Origin of the sequence: Mucilaginibacter oryzae (assembly GCF_003148845.1) — a bacterium.
Lineage (GTDB): Bacteria > Bacteroidota > Bacteroidia > Sphingobacteriales > Sphingobacteriaceae > Mucilaginibacter > Mucilaginibacter oryzae.
Map to the genome: position 1 here is coordinate 124,154 of NZ_QGHA01000008.1, position 22,985 is coordinate 147,138.

Here is a 22,985-nt window from a genome sequence, read left to right on the forward strand (position 1 = left end):
TGTGTTGGTTATAGCCGGTAAGCTAAAGATCAGACTATTAATTGATATTTTCAAATATTATATGCTTTTACTAAACGTAAAAAACTGAATAATAATATAAAGGAGCTATCAGGCCAAATAACATCTCCCTGCACTGTAACTGCCTTAGGGAGCATCAATAAATTAATGTTACCATAATCAAAACCACAACAGCATCGGGCGTTCAGGGGTATTAGAAACTTTTTTTGATCAATAGTTTTAACATTTTTTTAAGCCCCGGGTAATAAACACCACACTTAGTTAATCTTTTAAATAACTTTGTTACCAATAGCCTTTACAAATTTGCGTTAATTGTACGCAACCTTTAAGGATTCAGCGTGTAATACATATAATGAGCAACGATAACAACCGATCAGTTAAACCCGACGACGCCGTTTTGTGGGATTTGTTTAGGGGCGGTGATGAATCGGCTTACACTAAGCTCATGAAAGCGTATTCAAAAACGCTGTTTAACTATGGCTTCCGCATTTGCCAGGATAAAGATTTTTTGAAGGATTGTATCCAGGATGTTTTTCTGGAATTATGGAACCGCAGATTAAAGATCAGCTCAACCCCGGCTGTGAAATACTATCTTTTCAAGGCCCTAAGGCTTAGGATTTTCAGGGAGCAAGCCAAATGGAACCGGGGCGAGCCGCTTGATGACAACTACGGGTTTGTGGTTGAGTTTAACATCGAAACCAAAATGATAACTGACCTGGAAACCCTCGAGCTATCGGCCCGCATACAGCACGTGCTTAACGCGCTCCCCAACCGCCAGCGGGAGATCATCTACCTCCGTTTTTACGAGGGGCTGGATTTCGACAACATTTCACAGATCATGGAGATCAGCAAACAATCGGTACATAACCTGCTGCAAAAGGCCTATAAAAGCTTCCGCTCCGAATGGCTTATCCTCATCGCCCTTTTTTTGAGGGACGTTATCTAAAATTATTCATCTGATAATAAAACACTTATCGATTTTGTAAAAATTTATCTTATCCAGGAGGGTATTTTTTGGCTGATTCGGAATATATCAGGTTATAGACCAATTGAATCAGTTTCCGTGAGTAACTATACCAATTACGAAGTTGAAGATTTTTTACACGACGACTTTTTTATAAACTGGGTTTTACAAGGCACCGCCGAACAAAATGCGTTTTGGGATGAGTGGCTTTTAAACAATCCAGACCGGCAGAAAGTTGTTGAAAGTGCAAAACAGATCATCCTGGCCGTCTCTGTTAAACCGCCCGAAACCGGCTTAACAGATGACGAGGTGAATGGTATTGCCGCGCAGGTTCAGGAGGCCCTACATAATAAAGGGCCAATGGTAATGAAACTGAAGTTTTACCAAACGCAATGGTTCCGGATAGCAGCTGTTTTAACGGTTTTTTTAACCATCGGGCTGGTATTGACGAAAGTGCGCACCAACCAGGCACCTGCCGGGCAGCAGGATAATCAGCCAGGCGGATTAGTGAGCGTTGTAAATAACACCACCGAATCAAAGCTGGTACAAATGAGCGATGGCAGCCTTGCAATTTTAAAACCAGGCTCGGGTATTAAATATCCCCGGTCATTTAAAGGCGGTCGCGAGGCGTTTTTAAACGGGGAAGCTTTTTTTGAGATTCATAAAAACCCCGCGATGCCGTTCCTGGTGCATAGTCATGATATGGTGGTGAGGGTGTTAGGTACCAGTTTTACCGTCAGGTCTTTCAGTATCGACAAAGAATTTAAAGTAATTGTTAATACGGGCAAGGTATTGGTTTACAATCAAAAACAAGCAACCCCCGAAGCAAAAAACACGGTAACGCTGCTGCCTAACCAAACTGCAACCTATACAGCAAAGTTAACGCAGGTAAAAAAAGAATCATTAACCAAACCACTAATCTTATCCACACCGGTAGCTCAAAAAGAATTTACGTTTGATAACGCCACCCTGGCCGATATTATTGATAAAATAGATATCGCTTACGGTGTAAATGTTGAATATGATAAAGCCGTGCTTGGCCCTATCCACCTTTCGGCCTCGCTTTCAGACAGACCGCTTGATGAAAAAGTAAAATTAATTTGCAAAGCCGTAAACGCATCCTGCCAGTTTATTGACGGCCGCATTATTATAACCACACAAAACCTTAACCATAGCACTGCCAATTAATTAACACTTTAACCAAATTATGATTTAAATGAACAGAATGATTACATAAACCAGCCCTAAAAAATAAACCGGCGGTATTTGCGGTACCACCGGCCTAAAAGTTTAGCCCCAAAATGTTTGATAGCCATTTTACTGTAACCTCTTGCAAAGGTTGAGCCGGGGCTTTTTTTGTCAAGTTATTAACGGATTATTAACTCTAACCAAATCTATGAAATATAAACCTATACTCGTAAAAATAATGAAGATCACATTTTTACAGTTAACTATAAGTATCTTATTATTAGGAAGCGCCTTTGCCAAAGAAACCAAGGCACAAGCTATTCTTGATACCAAAATATCGGTAAACGAAAGCAATACGGCACTTAAAACAGTGATCAAAAAACTGGAACAGCAGTACCATATTAATTTTGTGTACAGCCCCGAACTGATTAACGGCAACCAGAAAGTTAGCGCCAGCTACAATCAAAAAACATTAGGCAGCGTACTTACTGATTTGTTTTCACCTTTAAACCTGGCCTTTGAGGTTTCGGGCGATGTGATCGTGATCAGAAACACCAGCGTTGGCCTGCCATCACTTAACATCTCCCGGCGTAATGATCTGGACCTGGCCCAGGCCCCGGTTTCCGGTAAGGTGGTTGATGAAAAAGGCCTGCCGGTTCCCGGCGTTTCGGTAACCATTAAAGGTACCAAAACCGGTACCGTAACCGATAGTAACGGCGCTTTCAGCCTGAATGTGGCCCCGGGCACTGTGCTGGTAATTTCGGCCGTTGGTTTTGATACACAGGAAGTACCGGCAAAAGAAGGCGCTATGAATATAGCCCTGGTGCCGTCAAACAACAACCTTACCGAAGTTGTGGTAGTAGGCGCGGTAGTAAAAAAAGGCGATCTTACCGGCTCGGTAGGCAGTGTAAATGAAAAAACGCTGAAAGAAATACCAACAACCAACATCAACCAGGCCATACAGGGACGGGTAGCAGGTGTACTTATTCAAAACAATGATCCGCGACCGGGTGGCAGCGTATCTATCAAAATACGGGGTAACAACTCTATTCAATATGGCTCAAACCCTATTTATGTGGTTGATGGTTTGGTTATTGAAGATGGGTTTAATTCTATCAACCCCGATGATGTTGCCAGTGTAGACATTTTAAAAGATGCATCGGCAACCGCGTTGTACGGTGCCCGCGGCGCTAATGGCGTGGTATTGATCACTACGAAAAAAGGTAAGGTTGGCGAGGGTAAAATTGACTATAACGCATGGTATGGCAGATCATTCTTTGCCCGAAATGTACACTATTTAAACGCGCAGCAAATTGCCGATCTCCGTGTTGATGCCTGGGCCAACCGCTATATGGATGATAATCCGAATGCAGACAGGGCGGCTTACATTAAAACACTTCTTTCGCCCGGCTCGCCAGCTTTTGGCGCCGATGAGTTACGCGTGTATAACTCAGGGCAAAGCTATAACTGGCTGGATCAGATCAAGCAAACCGGCATACAGCAAAACCATACCATGAGCTTTTCAAAAGGATCGGCCGATGGCTCATCAATGTACGTAAGTTTTAACTACACCGATCAAAAAGGCTTGCTTAAAACATCTGATTATAAACGCTACGGAGGCAAAATTAACCTCGACCAAAAAATAAAACCGTGGCTAAAAATCGGTACCAATACCACTTTTGCACGTACCGAAGAATCGTACATTGATGGCGGTGTATTTAACATCGCGGCTAACGCCAACCCTTTACTGCCTGTTAATGATACCGCTGCCTATCTAAGCTGGAAGGGCACCCCTGACGTAAACCTTTATAACCCCATCCGCAGTTTATCAATTGATGGCAAAGGCAATCAAAACAGGTTACTCACTACCAACTACTTAGTTGTAAATCCTATTCCGGGCTTAAATATCCGCAGCGGGTTTTCGGTGGATATCCGTAATCAAAACTACTTCAATTACATTCCGCAAACTTTAGGTCAATCCCTGCGCAACTCTACCAAAGGCAGCGCTACCCAAAGAAAAGAAAACTGGGTAAACTGGCAATGGGATAATTCAATATCGTACGACAAATTGATAGGCAAAAACAATTTCTCAGGCTTATTGAGTTTCGGTCTTACCAAAAACCAATACGATAACAATCAAGTTGATGTACAAGGCTTTGGCACCGACGAATTTTCATTTAAAAATCTGGGCGCCGCCTACCTGAAAGATAAGTTCGTGCTCCAATCTAACTTTACGGCCAATAGCCTGATTAGTTACATAGCCCGCTTCAATTATAATTATGATAACAAATACTTCGCCACATTAACCGGCAGGTATGATGGCTCATCGCGCCTTGGCGCCGGTAACAGATGGGGGATATTCCCTTCATTAGCGTTGGCCTGGAACGTTGCCCGCGAAGAGTTTATGAAAGATGCCGGTATCGACAACCTTAAGCTACGTGCAGGCTACGGTGTGGCAGGCAACCAAAACATTCCGGATTTTGCTTACCGATCATTATATGTAGCTGTAATTACAAATGGCACGGTTACTTATAAGCCGGATGGCCGTTTAGGGAACCCCGACCTGAAGTGGGAAAAACAAAAGCAGTTGAACGTTGGCCTTGACCTGAGCATCCTGAAAAACAGGTTAAATATTACTGCCGATTATTTTATTATCCACAACAACGATTTGTTGATGAGACGATCAATAACAACAATAAGCGGTTTTAATAACACCATACAAAATGTGGGCTCATTGTTAAACAAAGGTGTGGAGGTGAATGTAAATGCACGGCTCATTAATGATCATGATTTTCAGTGGGATTTTAGCGCCAATATTTCATCATATCGTAACCGTATAACCAAGCTGTATGGCAACGTAGATGCTATTTACAATTATGGTGGTTTCACCGGTGTTGATATCCAGCGCCAGGGCAACCTGTTTTTAGGCAAATCACTCAATTCCATCTATACCTATAAGTTTGAAAAAATAGCGCAGCAAAGCGATATGGACGCTATAAAAGGTGTTGATTACGGGGGGCGAACTATCCGTCCGGGCGACATTATCCCTGTTGATATTAATGGTGATAAAAAAATTGATGATGCCGACCGCATTGTGGTGGGTAATACCGATCCTAAGTTTTACGGTGGTTTTTCAACCAACTTTACCTACAAAAACCTATCGCTTAATGGCGTATTCACTTACAGCACCGGGGGCAAAAAAATCAGCGGTTTATATGAAGGCTTATTAAGCGGCACCGGCGAATACGCAGGTATTGCCGACGAGCTAAACCGCTGGACACCTACAAATACAAACTCAAACATTCCGCGGGCTTATATCGGAACCGGACGTTACAGCATTGGCGAAACCGATTATGCCGTTCAAAATTCATCATACCTCAGGCTATCGGCTTTAACGGTTGCTTACAGCTTTAACCAACCGTTTATGAAAAAAGCGAAGCTGAGCAATTTAAGGGTATACTTAACCGGCAACAACCTGTTTACCATAACTAAATACAAAGGTTATGACCCCGAAGGTGGCGATGGATACCCGATGCAGAGAATGATAGTTGCAGGTGTTAACGTTAGCTTTTAAAACAGTAAGATCATGAGTACAATGAAAAGAAAATATATTTTGGTACCGCTTGTGTTTTTTATGGCGGTATCAGCTTCATGCAAAAAATTCCTTATCCAGGAACCGCAAACAGCTTTAACTGAGGAGCAGGCCTTTGCCAGTTTAAAAAATATTGAACCAACCGTGCTTGGTTTATATACCGACTGGCGCAACGTTAAAAAAGACCGCGGCGGCTTTATGTTTACATTAGGCACTGATGAGGCCCAGCAGGGAGCCTTCCAGGTACGCACCGACGACAGGCAGGCAAGCCTTGACCGCTACAACGGCTTTTTGGCACCAAGTAACACTGCTTTGGCAGAGCAGTGGAACAGCAGATGGCTGGTTATTACATCGGCATCAAAAGCGGTTTACGCCCTTGGAGTAAACAAAGAGTCGGGCTCGTTAAAAAATCAACTGCTTGGCGAGGCAAGTTTTATACGTGGCGCCCTTACCTTCGAAATTTCGCAGTATTGGGGCGAAATCCCAATTATCGATCAAGCCAAAACCAAAGAGTATGGCTATAAACGGCAGCCACTCCCGCTGGTTTACCAGTTTATCATCAACGATTTGGAGAACGCGATAAAATATCTGCCCGAAACCCAAACCGATAAGCGCCGTGCAACCAAAGGAGCAGCATTGGCTTTATTGGGTAAAGTTTACCTGTATGCACCTGCAGCCGCAAACGTGCGCGATTATGCCAAAGCGAAAACCTATTTTGAGCAGGTGGTTAACAGCGGTAAATACTCGCTGATACCCAACTATGCCGATTTGTGGAAACCGGCTAATGCCAACAGCGCCGAATCGATCTACGAATTTCAGTTTAACAACATTTATCCGGATAACAACCAAACCCAATGGCAAATGGGCTCACGCTCATTGGCTAATCTGAACCAATACTGTTATTTTGGCGGCTACGATTTGATGGTGCCCACGCAATACTGCTATTCGGACGTTAGCGCTGGTGGTTTATGGGAAGATGGCGACGTACGCAAAACCGAAAGCATCCGTTACGACTTTACGTACAAAGGTACAACTCCGGTGCTTAACCCAACCTTTGGAGGTGATGAACTTGATCCGCACGTTAAGAAATATGAAGACCCCCGCACCGATGGTACGCTGAGCTTCTGGTATTCGGGCAAGGACATATTTCTTTTACGTTATGCCGATATCCTGCTTTGCTACGCCGAAACCCTTAACGAAACCGGGGCAACATCACAGGCTGTTGATATTGTGAACAACCAGATCCGTAAAAGGGCCTGGGGAGGTAGCTTACCTGCCGATAAACGCTGGAACAGCGGGATGGGACAGGATGAATTCCGCACTAAAATGCTGGATGAGCGCATGCGCGAGCTTTGCTTTGAAGGATGGAGAAGGATGGATCTGATCCGCTCGGGTAAACTGGTTGACCTGGTTAAGGCCCGTAATAAATGGACCAAACAATCAGGTACTATCCAGCAATACCACAACCGCTACCCTATTCCGTTGCAGGAAATAAAGCAGAATGATGATATTGGTCCGGAAGATCAGAACCCGGGATACATCAATAATTAATAAGATCAATAAAAAGCAAAGCCGCTTGTATGAATACGAGCGGCTTTGCTTTTAAATATACCTTTTACTTACCTACCTTAAAACTTACCACCTCCTTAATATCTTTTGATGACGAAGCTGCCAGCAATTTATACTCGCCCGGCTCAACCACCCAACTGTGCTTTTCAGCATTAAAATAAGCCAAATCATTAACATTGATATTTAAGGCCAGCGTATGGGTTTTGCCTGGCGCTATCATGATCTTTTTAAATGCCTTCAATTCTTTTTCGGGCTTCAAAACTGAGGGTGCTATCTTACTTACATAAAACTGCACCGTTTCTTTACCGGCAACGGCGCCCGTATTTTTCACTTTCAGCACAACGGTAATTTTACTGCCCGGCGCATAAGCCTTTTTGTCGGTCGCAAGGCCCGAATAAGCAAACGAAGTGTAAGAAAGGCCATAACCGAAGCAATACAGCGGATCGATCTTTTTGGTATCGTACCAGCGGTAACCTACCAGGATCCCTTCTTTATATTCGGTGGTTTGGTTTTCGCCAGGATAAGTATTGAGGGCAAAAGCCGGTGAATCATGCAGTGACACCGGGAAGGAAAAAGGCAATTTACCAGATGGATTGATCACCCCTGCCAAAACATCGGCCAAAGCATTACCCGCTTCCGAGCCGTTAAACCACGACCATACGATGGTATGGTTCAATTTTTTGATCTCGTTCAAATCGTAAGGCGCGCCCGCCATCACTACAATGATGGTGTTAGGGTTAGCGGCAGTTACCGCTTTTACCAATGCCATTTCGCCAAAAGGCAGTTCAAGCGTTTTGCGGTCGTGCCCCTCACTTTCATATTCGCGGTTGGAGCCGATGCACAGAATGGCAACCTCGCTGCTTTTTGCTGTAGCTACCGCTTCATCTATCAAAGTTTGATCAGGTTTATCATAACCGGCATTCTGCGCGTCGGTATTACCTGCCCTATAATTGGCTTTGTAACCCTGCGCAAATTTAATAGCGGCGGTTTTACCAAAACGCGCTTTGATACCTGCCAAAGCGGTAATTTCATATTTAGCCTTAACGCCTGCACCAAAACCACCCGAGGCAAAAGTACGGGTGGCATTATCGCCAATAACTGCAATGCTTTTAATCTTACCTGTTTTTAAAGGCAGCAAATGATCTTCATTGTTTAACAATACAACTGATTCGGAAGCGATGTCATACACAGCCTTGTTATGTGCCGCCGTGCCGATTGAACCTGCCGGATGGTTAGCGCTCATTGATGTATGGAACATTACCCATAAAATGCGGCCAACCTTATCGTTAATTGTTTTTTCGGATACCTTACCGCTTTTAACCGCCTCAAGCAATGGTTTGGCGAAATACCACTGATCATACGGCCCGCTTGATCCCATTTCAATATCCAAACCCGCATTTGCCGCTTCAATGGTGTGGTGTGTGCCGCCCCAGTCTGATATCACCGCGCCTTTAAAGCCCCATTCCTTTTTCAGGATCTGGTTAAGCAGCCAATCATTTTCAGAACACCAGTAGCCGTTAATCTTGTTATAAGCCGACATGATGGTGTAAGCGTTACCCTCCCGGATCGACGCCTTAAACGCGGGCAGGTAAATTTCGCGCAGCGTGCGCTCGTCAACAATGGTATTGATCGTATTACGGTCAACCTCCTGGTTATTGGCCGCGAAGTGTTTTACGCAAGCTGCCACATGCTGGCTCTGGATCCCCCTTACCGATTGTACGGCTAACTGCGCGTTAAGATAAGGGTCTTCAGAATAATATTCGTAAGTGCGCCCGTTCAAAGGCATCCGGCAAATATTAAAGGCCGGCGACAGGATCACTATCTTTTTGCGGGCGTTTGATTCTTCGCCTAAAACAACGCCGTATTTATGAGCCATATCCGGGTTCCAGGTGGCGGCAATGGCCGATCCGTTAGGCAAAAATGTGGCCGAATCGGTTGTCCAGTTGGCCGAGGCCCAATCAAAGCGTTTTATTTCTTCACGTACGCCCAAAGGGCCGTCATCACAGGTAAGTTCCGGGATTCCCAGCCGCTTTACGCCTTCAGACGAAAAGAGCGCGTTTCCATGAAGCATGGCTATCTTTTCTTCGAGGGTCATTTTTTTGATAATACCGTCGATCTTTACTTTCAGGGCTGCTTCCTGCTTATTTTGTGCCGATACATGCCCGAATAAAAAAAGTGTGGCAATGCAGGCTGTTATGTATTTCATATCCGCGGTTTTTAATGTCTAAAATATAGGGTTTTAAGCGGTATAAGTAATGGCTTTTTGCTCAATTATAATACCTTTTTAACATCCGGACGGGTAATTAAAAAATTTGACACAGATTGGTATCGCCTGAAGCATATGGGCCCTGATGGTTTCATGTCACTGTCATATTATCAAATAACACGGTTCCCTTTTTCTGGCTGAGCGCATAATCCTTTTTTTTGCTTTGATTTGTTTAATTTAGAGTAATGGAAGCACCTGAAGTTTCAACGATCACTAACAGCTATCTCGACAATATCCATACCGACAAAGCCCAATTCAAGGTAGCTAACAACTGTACAGCCAACTGTGATCTGACCGCCTACATGAGGCGTGGTTTTTATAAAATAACGTTATCCATGAAAGGCCACTCCCGGCTGTTTTATGCCAACCGCGGCATCGTTATTGACAGGCCCGCCCTGATATTTACCAATCCGCAAATCCCGTACGCGTGGGAGGATGTACATGATGAGAGCGAACGGTATTTTTGCGTATTTACCAGCCAGTTTTTACAGGGCGCCAACCGCATGGAAAGCCTGGAAGACCTTAACCTTTTTAAATCCGGCGGCACCCCGGTTTATTTTTTAAGCGATGAACAGGCCTTGTACCTGCACAGCATTTTCACCAGGATGCTGCAAGAAGCTGAAACAGAATACATTTACAAGTACGATTTAATGCGCAACCAGCTTAACCTCGTTATTCATGAGGCGATAAAAATGCAACCCGCGGCAGGCTACTTTAACCCGCAAAACGCAGCCTCGCGCATAGCTAAATTATTTTCAACATTGTTAGAAAAACAGTTCCCGGTAGATTCGGGACAGTTTTCGCTGAAGCTGAAAAAAGCCGGTGATTATGCCGATAAACTGGCCATACACGTAAACCACTTAAACGCGGCAGTACGCGAAGTAACCGGAAAATCTACAACCATGCATATTAACGACAGGATACTGGCCGAAGCCCGTTCGTTGTTAACCCATACCGATTGGACCATAGCTGATATTGCCGGCAGCCTTGGTTTTGACTATGCATCGTACTTTAACAATTTTTTCAAGAAACATACCGGTTATACGCCGCTCGCTTTCCGGAAAACACTTTGAAAAGTATAATTATTACTTTGAAAACTTTATTGGCGGCAGAAACAAACCGCTTTAATTTTGTTTAATTATAAAACACAAAATCAACACTATGATACAAGCAAAAGCTTACGCGGCTCAAAGCCCCGAAACAGATCTTGCGCCCTGGGATTTTGAACGCCGTGAGGTTGGTCCTCATGATGTTCAGATCGAGATCCAATACTGCGGCGTTTGTCACTCTGATCTTCACCAGATTAAAAACGATTGGTTCCCGGGCGTGTTCCCTATGGTACCGGGCCACGAAATTGTGGGCAAAGTAGTTAAAGTGGGCGACCACGTTAAAAATTTCAGTGTAGGTGAACTTGCCGGTGTTGGCTGTATGGTTGATTCGTGCCAGGTTTGCGAAAACTGCAAAGACGGTTTAGAACAATACTGCCTTGAAGGTAACACTCAAACCTATAACAATTTGGACAGGCAGGGTGTACCAACCTATGGAGGCTACTCAAACACCATTGTTGTGCGCGAAGAGTTTGTACTGCACGTATCAGATAAACTATCGCTTGCCGCTACTGCGCCACTGCTTTGCGCAGGGATCACTACCTACTCGCCGCTGCGCCACTGGAAAGTTGGCAAAGGCCATAAACTGGCGGTGTTGGGCTTAGGCGGCTTGGGCCACATGGGTGTTAAATTTGGGGTTGCCTTTGGCGCCGAAGTAACTGTATTAAGTACTTCTGCCTCGAAAGAACAGGCCGCTAAAGACTTGGGCGCACACCATTTTGTAGTAACTTCAGACCCGGCACAGGTGGAAGCCGTAAAAGGTTCGTTTGATTTTATCCTCGATACCGTTTCGGCCGAGCATGATATGGATCTGTACCTTTCGTTATTACGTACCAACGGCACATTGATTGGTGTAGGTGTTCCTTCACAACCGTACTCAATCCGTCCGTTCTCGTTATTGGGCGGCCGTAAAAGCATGGCAGGTTCCGGTATCGGCGGCATCCGCGAAACCCAGGAAATGCTTGATTTCTGCGCCGAACATAACATCGTATCAGATATCGAACTGATCGACATTAAAGATATCACCGCAAGTTATGCAAGAATGGAAAAAGGCGATGTGCGTTACAGGTTTGTGATTGACATGGCTACCTTGTAAGCGATTTTAAACTTTTATGATAAAGGCGGCATTGTAATTCAATTGCCGCCTTTGTTGTTATAATCGGGCCCCGCATAGGATATGAGTACAGCTATAAGTAATGAAAATAATGGCAGATAACTTTATCAGCCTGTGGTCGGTGTTTTCACCGCACCACTTTCGGGGTAGGTTGTTATCTTCAGCCTGTGGTCGGTGTTTTCACCGCACCACTTTCGGGGTAGGTTGTTATCTTTTTAATTAGTGTAACTTATTAAGATCATGTGGTACGGTGAAAACACCGACCACAGGCTTGAATTTAATCTATTCAACGGCTACACCTTACTGGTCGAAGTTTGTCGTAACTTCGTCCTAAAATGTGTTAAGCTCAGCCTAACTTTAAAAGCTGCATTTTCTATGTATTTAAATAACAGATCCTGCTACGGAAGCAGAATGCTTCCATAGGTATAGGACGAAGTTACGCTATGCTAAACTTCGACCAGAATAAAAAACCCCAAATAAAAAATCCAGAATAAAAACGCTAAAAAGGGATGCTGCTACGCGGCATCCCTTTTTTTATCAGCATAACTGCGCTTAACTATTTCTTAGCAGCCAGTTTATCCCTCAAAGTTTTCATATAATAGCCGCCAATAACGCTTCGTGCCTGGAAGCCTACCATTTTACCGTTGGTAGTTTCGTGCCAGTCGCTTAGTGGTACGCGCGACGATGTCTCGGTAGCGAATTTGTAAACCGGGGCGATTAAAGCGTTAAAATCTGCTTTGTTGTCGGCCATAGCGGCGGTCCACAAAATCCAGTCGCTTTTGGTGTAAGTTTTGCGGCTATCCAGCGGTAAGCCAAATTCGTTCTGGCGCGCCAGGTAAAACTTAAACTCCTTATCATACACTTTTTGCGGAAACAGGTTTAATCCTAACACTTTATCCCAAACCATGTTGTATTTCTGGCTCCAGGTATCTTTACTGTCAAATACCAAACCGTAATGATCTCCGGCGTCGGCTTTATCCTGCCATTTTTTGGCCATATCCTTAGCCATGTTTTTATACTTTTTAGCGGTAGCGGCATCGCCCAGCATACCGGCTAATTCTCCATAAGCATCAATGGCCACAATGGCTTTTACCGATAGGTTGGCATTGTGCGCCAGGTGACCGGCAAAATCATCCGTACATAACTGGTTGCCCGGATCAAAACCTGCCTGTGCCAGGTAATCTGTCCAGGTGGTTAAGGTTTTCCAGTGTTTTTTGGCGTAGTTGGCGTTGCCTTCCACTTTGGCCAAGGCTTCGGCCAGGATAATCATGTTACCGCTTTCTTCAACCGGCATATCCTCGCCGTAGGTTTGGCCATTGGCTTGCGGATAAGTGCCCAGGTCATGCGCAGAAAAAGGCTTTGTCCATTTACCGCTTTCGCTGTAGTAGAAAATACCGTTCATCATGCCTTTCAGCAATTCAGGATTATAAAGCAGGTACATTGGCGCCGATGGATAGGTAATGTCTACCGTATTGATAGAGCCATTGCTGAAGTTCTCTTTAGATAAAAACAACAGCTCGCCCTGCGGACTTTTTACTACCTGGTGAGCAGCAATGCTTTGACGATAAGCCATCACACAAAGCTTAGCATATTTTTCGCCGCCTGCTTTGATGGCGTCCGTCCAAATCCTTGAATCCGTTTTTGCACAGACACCTAATACTTTGGCATAACCTTTTGTAGCATCGCTCAATACACCTTCGATAGTAGCGCCCGGGGTATTCCTCCACCACGGCCTTAAATTGGTTTTAAAGTATTGAATAGCGTAGATATCATCATAACCCACCGAAATAAATTTAGATACCGGCGCAGCGCTTACTTTGCCAAACGGAATTACGGTGCTTAACATCAACTGTTTGCCGGTAGCCGAAGCCCCGCCGCTTTTACCGCCTACAAATGAGGTTACTGCATCAGCTTCGGGAGTGATGTATTGTTTTGCGCCCGCGGTTGATGAGGCCACATAAGCATACCCCCAATCAATGCGTACGTTATCACCTTTTTTCTGCAATACTGGTTGCTCAACCGTGCCTACTTTTAACAGTTTTAAACCGTTGGCAGTGTACCTTGAAGCGGTAACTTCCTGCGATGGCGTGTTAACAGCCAGATTGCTTGATACGCCCTGGTAAATTTCCACGTCGTGTGCTTTACCATCGGTTGCTTTTAGCTGGTACGTGATGTATGATACCGGGGTGGTGAGCAATTTCAGGTCGTTGATCACCAATGGCGAGGTGAAGGTAACTTTCAGGTTAACATCGCCTGCCTTAAAGTTATATACCGTTTGGGTAGCGGTAACTTTAACGCTGGTTTGTTGGGCAAGTTTAACGGCTTCGTCATCCTTGCTCAATACCTCTTCAGTTAAACCGGCATCAATAAATGAGCCACCGCCTGTATTTTTGCAATGGATGGCCAAAACGTTCTCGCCTACCTTTAAATTCGATTTAGCGCTGGCCGGTAAAGCAACCGTTTCAAAATCGCCGTTAGCGCCGCCTTCGGCAGCTATTTGCTGACCGTTCAGGTACACTTCGGCCTCATCGTCATGGTAAATTTTCAGCATTAAACGGCCCTGAGGCAGTTCAGAAACATTGAACTTGCGCCGAACCCAGATGTCTTTTCCTCTCCAGCCGGTGCCTTTAACCGCACGTTCGTCACCAAAAGGCGCAGTAGCAGTTTTCCAACCTTGATCGTTAAAGCCGGGCTTCGCCCAATCATCGGCGGGGGCAGTTTCGGCTACATATTGGCTGGTATATGATTTCTCGTCGGTAGCGGCTAAAATGGTTTTATAATTAACGGCGGAAGCACCCATAAAACGGTAGAAATCGCCATCAACTTTGATCAGGCCTAACAGCGACTGGTCTTTACCTGTCCAGTGTTTGGTGGTCGATTCGTTTAGTTTGTCAGTATTGCTCCATACGCAAAAATAGGTATTGTGCGTAATGAGCGGGTACGACGGCATTTTATCCTGTGCCGTCGCTGTTTGTACAATAAACGATGCTGCCAGTCCGGAAACAAGCAGGTACGTTTTTTTGAAAATGCGATTCATAGACTACGTTTTACTTTTTGGTTTTGATTTATTTATGGGGAATTGTTGTTACTCTTTGGTTCAACCCGCTTAATAAGCCATGCATATTGCCCCAAACACGACGGTTGATAACTGCATCCGGGGGCGTTGGGTTCAGCATTAAACGAGCTGCCGTCCCCAAGTCACGCGGCCAACGGTTTCTCCCGGCTCAAAATAAAACAATCGTTTTACACAAAATGGTTCAATAGTTGGTGAAATCGTATCAATTTTGCGATGATAAGGTGCGATTGGGAAAAATCTTTAAAGCATTCAATTACGTCGTAACTATTAAATACTTCTAAATAGCGAATCAGTTTTACTCCACATTATACCTGTACACCTGCCTGCCCAGGTTACCATCTTCATCAATCCCCTCAACAACTACCCTGTACGGGCCAATACCATCGGCGTTAAAATAATTGATTGAGGCGTGGCCTTCTTTATCGGTAGTTAACTCCGGCTGCCAGTAAATGGTACTGCGCAAATCGGGCCGGTTACCGGCCTGCTCAAGGCTTTGGTACTTTGGCGAGTAAAACACCCGGGCTTTATAAAACCCGGCAACGGTAACAGGCAAAATTCCTACCGAAGGAATATCCTGGGGTTTAAGCCCGCCTCTGTTTTTGGTGGTTATTACAATTACACCATGCCCACCCCGCACCCCATATATTGCCGCGCTGGGCCCATAAAATAACTCTACCGTTTCAACATCCGATGCACTGATAATATCAGCCGATCCGTTTGGATCAAGCGTGCCACCGGCTATCGGCACGCCATCAATAAGCATCAGGCCATCAAAATTGCTGCTAAGCATACTTCGTGCTCTATCGCCATGCACTCTGGATGCAACCATTACCGAGAGTGGGCCCGATACAGGAATATCACCTATATGCACTACCTGATCGGCATTGCCCGGCCCGCCTAAGGCCGACGATTTGTAATTATCATTTCGCTTAACAGCCCTGATCTTAACCTCCTTCAGCATTTTAACTTTATTGTACCTCAGATAATCATCGTATTTCAATCTGCTGTTTTCGAGATAATCTTTCATCAGCAAATTAACATCGGTTTGCATATAGCCCGATAAAGCTGCTGTGGCAGGGGGATCTTCTTTTTTATAAATAAGCGTGGTAGTATTAGCTCCCTTTCCGTTTACGGCCTGCAATATAAATTTACCTGAATCTGTGAAGAGCAAATCGTTGAATTTGAAGCTACCGTCAATGTTTATGTGCTGGCTTAAAACATGTGTTTCGGGGAAAGACCAAACTAACGATACCGTTCCGGTATTCAGCGCTCTTCCGCCGAGTGTTTTCGCTATGCCGCTAATGCTTAATCCTTTTTCAGGTTGAAATACAGTAGCCGGATAGCTATCATTTAATAAAGGCCTCCATTCAAATCCGCGGTAGCCGTTGGTGAGCATTACCAGGTCGAGGTTGTGCTGCGTTTCGGTGTTGATATTGGCGAAGTAATAATTGGGCTGCTCTACGCCACCCTTTAAATCGGAGGTTAAAAGCAGATTGGTTAAAATGGTATGTTCTGCATTTTCATCTACCGGCACCTTGCTTTCATCAACTACCGATACCGAGAAATGCCCGGCCGCCGGGTTACCCGCCCGGTTTTTAATATCAAAATTCAGGTTGGTTTGCGCCCTGCGTTTATATACTGTTTTATCAGTATTTATATGGAAACTTAGCTCGTCATAATTCTGGATAAAAATTAACCGTTCACAAAGCGGCTCGTTGACATCGTTAAACAAAGTAACGCGGGTGATGCCTGTTTTTAAACGCCGCTTTAAAATATCGAGAGCGATGCTCTGGCTATCCAATTTGCAGGGTACAGTTACAACCGTACCTCCGGAGTAGATTAGCAGCATCAAGCCTTTATCTTTATTTTCTCTGTAAAAAGCATCGTTTGCGGTTATTTTAACTGATGCCTTTGCTATTTCGTCATTATTAACTGTCAGGGCGATGCCTTTATCCGAAGCCTGTGGAAGCTGTATACTTTGCTCTAAACCGGTAGCATCGCTAAATACCGCGCGGTAAGTTTTACCAGGCTCGGGCTTCAACATAAAATATCCCATGCCTAAATGCGATGATGTGAACGAAGTAATTTGCCGGTTATCGTCATCAAAAACAACACCCTTAACATCGATGCCTTTACCATTGGCAGCAATGGCCTTAAAGGCTATTTTGTTGTTGAGGCCTGTTACCGGCGCGCCGCCTTCGGCAAAAAATTGCAGATCTGCTTTATTGTTGGTTACAACTGCCTGCTTTGTGGCACTTTCGGGTACTTGATCGGGCAACAAGGCCCCAACTTTTATTTCCTGTTCATAAAAATTATTGCTGTTACGCATCCACCGGGTATAAGCGCGGATACGGTAATTGCCTTTCTGCAAAGTATCCGGCAGGGCGAAATCCCCCCAGCCAATCCCATTAGTTAACTGCAATGCTATCGCCTGCTTTATTTTTCCTGCGGGATTGATAAGCTCGACATGTAAAACCCCGCTGATGGTTGATAGTTCGTGTTTAGGGCCGACTGTTGTGTAGGCTTTAAAATAAACGGTATCGCCGGTGGCGTAATAGGGTTTATCAAAATGCAAGTATGCTTTTTCGATAATGTGAGTTTCATTATAAGTTTTAAGCTTGTTTACCACCATCTGTTTAATGGTATCAGCATTAGCTACAGTATCAATATAAGGCACACTCTTCGCCGCGCAAAAAAATGGCAGCAGCATTAACGATAAAAAGATGCTTTTCGATAGATTACACATAGGCTACAGAAGATTTAGGTATCAATACGGCAACAGCCCCGTTTGGTGGAAGACTTATGCCAACAGGCTTATAATTAATATAAAGCTAACTAATATTATCAATTGAAGCAATACATTATTTTATAAGCAAAAAAGGCAGCCTGTTTTGCAGACTGCCTTTATATTAAAAAAAGAGCTTGATTATTATTGAGCTACCTTAACTTCAACCCGGCGGTTTAACACCCGGCCTTCTTCGGTGCTGTTATCGGCAATAGGTTTACTTTCGCCCCAGCCTTTAACGGTCAGGTTATCGGCATTAACACCACTATTAATCAGGTAAAGTTTTACAGAGTTTGCCCTGTCTACAGATAACGACATGTTATGTTCTGCTGTACCTTCGGCAGATGCGTTACCGTTCAGGATAAACTTAACTGATTGATCTTTTTTCAGCTCGGCAGCGATATGATCTAAAGTTTGATATGACGCTGTTTTTAACACAGCCGAGTTAAACTCAAACTGGATATTACTAAAGTTATAATCGGGTTTTGCCGGAGCCGGTGGCGCAGGTGGTGCCGGTGGCGGAGGTGTTGGTTTTACAGGGGGCGGAGGTGTCTGCTGAACGGGAGCGGCAGGCGGAGGTGTTTGCACAACCGCCTTTTTGGTTTTGCAGGCCTGTGCAGTGATAGCCAAAACGGCTACAGCAAGAGCAAAGAAAGATGTTTTTAGAGTTTTCATATTCTAAGTATTTGTGTAAACATAAAAAACGTTGGGATATTGTTAATAGTGCACTACCATATTTTTAAGCAGTCACCACGCTTTTTACTTTACGGTGTATCTTATTTAATCAATAGTTATACCAATAAGCCAGCACTCCCTTTGCATAAGTAAACAAAAGCGCGTTTATCAGGCAAGCTCTCTACAGCTCACTTTAACATCAGGGTGAACACTTACCACGGCAAAATTGAAAGCGGTGTACAATTACTGATCAGGCACGCGCTCATCTTCCGCTCACCTTTTTAAGAAAAACAAGTAAACCGTGAGTTAAGCGTATCAGCTTCAAAAAAAATCACTGCAAAAACCCTGTTTAGGCGCAGGTTTCACACTACAAAAGCACTACTACGCTTGTGATTAAGCCGTATTACAACTGTTATAAGATATTTATAATAAGATGTTTATATATTTTTACTCCATACCAAAACGGCCAAAAAACCTATTGAAAAGCGATACTGAATATTAACATACGCCTTTCATAAGTATTAAAAAATTGGATTAACAGCGGAGGGGTATTACCAAGCCAATTATAACCTACATCAAATATTACTTAATAAATTAACTTATGAGATCAAAAATTAACTCTTATCTTCTTGGCCTTACACTAACCGTGCTGGCTGCACTCTCGTCATGTAAAAAGGACAACATGAACCAGTTTAAAAACGGCGATTCGCCCGCACCAACCGGCAACACCAAAGCGGTAGCGCAGAACAACGCCGTACCTCTTGCCTCGTTTAAAGTGATCGGTTATTTACCCAGCTGGCAGGGCGACGTTAATACTGTTCAATACAGCAAGCTTACACACATTAACTACGCTTTCCTTACGCCAACCAATTCGGGTGGGTTAAACACTTTAGATAACCTGTCGAAATTTACCAGCCTGGTTACCACAGCCCACAACAACAATGTAAAAGTGATCATATCCGTTGGCGGTGGTGGCGGCGGCGATGCCTTCCACTCTATTGTAGCCAACTCGGGTTACCGTACCACATTTGTTAATAACATGGTTAACTTTTGTAACCAATACGGTATTGACGGTGTGGATATCGACTGGGAATTTCCGTCGGTGGGTACCGAAACCAATAATTTTTATACCATGCTGCAACAACTTTCAACCGCTATGCACAATAGCGGCAGGTTGTGTACCATAGCATCTATCTCGGTTGGCGCATCATATGTAACCAATGATATGTTTACCATTTTAGATTGGATCAACATTATGGATTATGACGACAACAACTATCAGCACTCTACCTATCAATCGGCTGTTGATTGTTTAAGCTATTGGGCCGGCCGCGGCTTACCCGCAGCTAAAACCATACTGGGCGTTCCTTTTTATGCGAGGGATAACCGTTATGACTATGCTACCAAAAACTATAACGAGATTTTGAGCATGGGCGGCAGTCCAAATTCAGATACCTTTCAAACCTATGGCTACAACGGCATCCCTACCATTAAAAGTAAAACCACGCTGGCACTTAACCAGGCCGGTGGTATGATGATCTGGGATCTGGGTGGCGATGCCACAGGCGCAAACTCGCTGCTCTCGGCCATGAACTCCATCATTACCGGCGGTACCACAACGCCACCTACCGGCAGTACCCCGCCTATAGGTACAGTGATATCACTTAAAGGGTTCAACGGTAAATATGTAAGCGGCGAAAACGGCACCCAGGCCATGACCTGCACCCGTGCCACCGCAAGCGATTGGGAACACTTTACCGTGCTTGATGCCGGTGCAGGCAAAATTTACCTGCGCAGCATGGGCAAATACGTATCATCAGAAAACGGTACCCAGGCCATTACCTGTAACCGTACTACCCCCGGCGACTGGGAAAAATTTGATTGGATAGTTACCGCTGATGGCAAAGTTACCCTGCGGGGGAACAATGGCAAATTCATATCGAGCGAAAACGGCACCCAGGCCATGACCTGTACCCGTGCCTCCGCCTCGGGCTGGGAAGCTTTCGGGGTAAATCAGTAAGTGAATAAGCGTTCTTAAAAGCGCAGGAATGTGCGGTTCCTCTCTTGAGATCATAGCAATCAACTTAATAATCAGGATCTTAAAATCCCCTCTTGATAGGGGGCGCGACGGGAAAGAGCGAGAGAAGGGGTGTGTTATGCGAGCGATAACTTCGCTTAGAATAACACACCCCTCCACCCCTCTCAAGAGGGGATTCGCACAATCCACCGCTTTTTCGCTGAATTTGACGGCTATGCTCTCGAGAGGGGATTTTAAAACTACACCTGCAAATACCACATCATCCACCAATAAAACAACCTGTCATGAAAAAAAATTTAAACTCACGCCTGCTATATTGCATAGCCATAGTTTTGTTTGCGCTATCCTCTTGCCGTAAAGACAATTTTTCAGCCAATCAGCCCGACGGTCCGCTTGATAAAGCCCCTCAAAAGGCAATTAATGTTGACGCGGTTCCGGGCTTTAAAGTAGTAGGGTACCTGCCAAGCTGGGCAGGGGCGGTTAGTTCGGTACAGTTTTCAAAACTAACGCATGTTAACTACGCTTTTGTGCAGCCTACCGGCTCGGGCGGCATCGGCCCGGTTGATAATGTATCCAAACTGCAAAGCCTGGTATCAACCGGGCACGCCAACGGCGTAAAAGTACTGGTATCATTCGGCGGCTGGAATGATGGTAACGACAGCGCGTTCGAAACGCTGGCGGCCAATGCTACATCGCGCAATAATTTTGTAACCAACCTGGTAAACTTTGCCAACCAATATAACCTGGATGGTATTGATATTGATTGGGAATACCCTGACGATGGCGCTTCGGCCAACAACTACGCCGCATTAATGTCATCATTAAGCACCGCCCTGCATAACCAGGGTAAACTGCTTACAGCAGCCGTAATTTCACACGACGGTTCGGGTGTTTTAAACAGCGTTTTTGGCGTGGTTGATTTTTTAAACCTGATGGCTTATGATGGTGATGGTTCCAATCACTCGCCCTATTCACTGGCTCAAACATCGTTAAACTACTGGATAGGTCGCGGTTTACCCAAGGCTAAAGCTATTTTGGGTGTTCCTTTTTATGGCCGCGAACCCTATACCTCCTATGCAGATATTTTGGCCGGCGGCGGCAGCCCTAATTCGGATACATGGAACGGCATAGGCTACAACGGCATTCCAACCATTCAAAGTAAAACCACGCTGGCAATTAATCAGGGCGGCGGTATCATGATCTGGGAATTGTCGCAGGATGCCACGGGCAGCAACTCGTTATTATCGGCCATAAATTCGGTCATTAACGGTACTTCAACCCCGCCAACGGGCAGTAATCCGCCTATCGGTACGGTAATATCCCTTAAAGGCTTTAACAACAAATACGTAAGCGGCGAAAACGGTACAACCGCCATGACCTGTACCCGTACTACAGCCGGCGACTGGGAGCATTTTACCGTGCTCGACGCTGGTGCAGGCAAAATTTACCTGCGCAGCATGGGCAAATACGTGTCATCAGAAAACGGAACGCAGGCCATCACCTGTAACCGTACCACTCCGGGCGACTGGGAGAAATTTGACTGGATAGTAACCGCCGACGGCAAAATTACCCTCCGCGGCAACAATGGCAAATTCATATCGAGCGAAAACGGCACCCAGGCCATGACCTGTACCCGTGCCTCCGCCTCGGGCTGGGAAGCTTTCGGGCTAAACCAGTAAAAAATAGTTAAACTAACGTACAACAAAACCCGGGCTATGCAGTCATAGTCCGGGTTATTTAATACGGAATTTTTTATAGAGATTTACTTCACAAACCTCGGCAACGGGTTAGCCGCCGCGCCTATCATTCTCACTTTATACCTGTACCCTCCGGCAAAAGCGTCCTCCTCCTTTAAAAACTCATGGTTCTTTTTGCTGATCCAGTAGGTTTCGGTAAAATGCCTGCCGTTGTAGTCACTTTCGTTATACAGCTTCCAGCAATCAACCTTGTTACCATCAAGCGTAGTGATTACTTCGCTGCCGGTAACTTTATACAATACATAAAGCGGTGTGGGCATACCGGCTTCAAAAAACGGGATGGCGAAACTTTTTCCTTCGGCCAGGGGCAGCATCTCAAAAGTTTCGATATCCAGGTTCCAGTTAAAGTTGGGAAACTGAAAATCTAACTTAAAATTCCTTACCTCGTTACCGGCAACGGTATCCGCGCTCAGCACCTTATCAGCAAACCAGTTAAAGGCTTTTGTTTTTTTGCCTATGGTTTCTGAGTGATATAACGGCGCAAAATCAGATGCCCTGTTTACCGAATAAATAGCGCGGTACGATGAGGTGTCGTTTCCGTACCAATGCTGGGTTATCGCAAATACCTTTTCGCCACCTCGATTTTCGAGTTTGATATCGCGCAGCCAGAGTGAAAATTTCAGGCTCCGGCTATCCTTTGCATTTTGAAAATAAACGGCATATTGATTTAAGCCCGGCTTAAGCTTCGTTGTAACCAACCGCTTATCTTTTACACGGATGGTATCGGTTTGGGCCATTACTTGCTTCATGTTTAACAGCAACGATAAAAAGGTTAAACCAAGCGCTGCTATTTTGGGGGCTAATTGTTCAATTTTCATATTTGTTATTGTTTTTGGT

Annotated in this window: 13 protein-coding genes; 8 read left to right on the forward strand and 5 right to left on the reverse strand. The window is 44.8% G+C overall.

What is annotated here, in order from left to right:
* The first annotated feature begins 370 nt into the window (after nt 1-370).
* The 4 genes from LX99_RS19145 to LX99_RS19160 all read left to right on the forward strand — a co-directional run bounded on the left by LX99_RS19145 (nt 371) and on the right by LX99_RS19160 (nt 7,313).
* Nucleotides 371-964 carry an RNA polymerase sigma factor gene (locus tag LX99_RS19145; RefSeq protein WP_109609319.1) on the forward strand — a complete coding sequence of 198 codons (594 nt, stop codon included), beginning with the start codon at nt 371-373 and terminating at the stop codon, nt 962-964.
* A gap of 117 nt (nt 965-1,081) precedes the next feature.
* Nucleotides 1,082-2,170: a FecR family protein gene (locus tag LX99_RS19150; protein WP_109609320.1), complete on the forward strand. Its 1,089-nt coding sequence runs from the start codon at nt 1,082-1,084 to the stop codon at nt 2,168-2,170.
* A gap of 238 nt (nt 2,171-2,408) precedes the next feature.
* On the forward strand, nt 2,409-5,744 hold the full coding sequence (locus tag LX99_RS19155) for a TonB-dependent receptor (protein ID WP_170122747.1): 3,336 nt from the start codon (nt 2,409-2,411) through the stop codon (nt 5,742-5,744).
* Nucleotides 5,745-5,756: 12 nt separating this feature from the next.
* The gene (locus LX99_RS19160) at nt 5,757-7,313 is read left to right on the forward strand and encodes a RagB/SusD family nutrient uptake outer membrane protein (RefSeq protein WP_211319056.1); all 1,557 of its coding nucleotides are present in this window, start codon (nt 5,757-5,759) and stop codon (nt 7,311-7,313) included.
* A gap of 64 nt (nt 7,314-7,377) precedes the next feature.
* On the opposite strand, the gene LX99_RS19165 is transcribed toward LX99_RS19160, so the two are convergent.
* Entirely contained in the window at nt 7,378-9,537 is a 2,160-nt protein-coding gene (locus LX99_RS19165) for a glycoside hydrolase family 3 C-terminal domain-containing protein (RefSeq protein WP_109609323.1), read from the reverse strand.
* A 245-nt stretch (nt 9,538-9,782) separates the two neighbouring features.
* Between LX99_RS19165 and LX99_RS19170 the strand changes: the two genes are divergently transcribed.
* Both LX99_RS19170 and LX99_RS19175 read left to right on the forward strand, forming a co-directional pair.
* Entirely contained in the window at nt 9,783-10,670 is an 888-nt protein-coding gene (locus LX99_RS19170; RefSeq protein ID WP_109609324.1) for a helix-turn-helix domain-containing protein, read from the forward strand.
* Nucleotides 10,671-10,758: 88 nt separating this feature from the next.
* On the forward strand, nt 10,759-11,799 hold the full coding sequence (locus tag LX99_RS19175; protein WP_109609325.1) for an NAD(P)-dependent alcohol dehydrogenase: 1,041 nt from the start codon (nt 10,759-10,761) through the stop codon (nt 11,797-11,799).
* 574 nt (nt 11,800-12,373) lie between these two features.
* Here LX99_RS19175 and LX99_RS19180 read toward each other — a convergent pair.
* From LX99_RS19180 to LX99_RS19190, 3 genes are all read right to left on the reverse strand, one after another.
* The gene (locus LX99_RS19180; RefSeq protein ID WP_109609326.1) at nt 12,374-14,854 is read right to left on the reverse strand and encodes a glutaminase family protein; all 2,481 of its coding nucleotides are present in this window, start codon (nt 14,852-14,854) and stop codon (nt 12,374-12,376) included.
* A gap of 334 nt (nt 14,855-15,188) precedes the next feature.
* Nucleotides 15,189-17,639 (reverse strand): TonB-dependent receptor, encoded by a 2,451-nt coding sequence (locus LX99_RS19185; RefSeq protein WP_109609327.1) that lies wholly within the window; start codon nt 17,637-17,639, stop codon nt 15,189-15,191.
* A gap of 183 nt (nt 17,640-17,822) precedes the next feature.
* A complete protein-coding gene (locus tag LX99_RS19190) occupies nt 17,823-18,353 on the reverse strand; it encodes an OmpA family protein (protein WP_022830216.1) in 531 nt (176 codons plus the stop codon).
* Nucleotides 18,354-18,954: 601 nt separating this feature from the next.
* Here LX99_RS19190 and LX99_RS19195 point away from each other — a divergent pair.
* Both LX99_RS19195 and LX99_RS19200 read left to right on the forward strand, forming a co-directional pair.
* Nucleotides 18,955-20,373: a glycosyl hydrolase family 18 protein gene (locus LX99_RS19195; protein ID WP_109609328.1), complete on the forward strand. Its 1,419-nt coding sequence runs from the start codon at nt 18,955-18,957 to the stop codon at nt 20,371-20,373.
* Between the two features lie 302 nt (nt 20,374-20,675).
* Entirely contained in the window at nt 20,676-22,070 is a 1,395-nt protein-coding gene (locus LX99_RS19200; protein WP_109609329.1) for a glycosyl hydrolase family 18 protein, read from the forward strand.
* Nucleotides 22,071-22,153: 83 nt separating this feature from the next.
* Here the strand turns inward: LX99_RS19200 and LX99_RS19205 are convergent, their stop codons facing one another.
* Nucleotides 22,154-22,966, reverse strand: a complete 813-nt coding sequence (locus tag LX99_RS19205) for a DUF3108 domain-containing protein (protein WP_146203165.1) — start codon at nt 22,964-22,966, stop codon at nt 22,154-22,156.
* Nucleotides 22,967-22,985 lie beyond the last annotated feature (19 nt).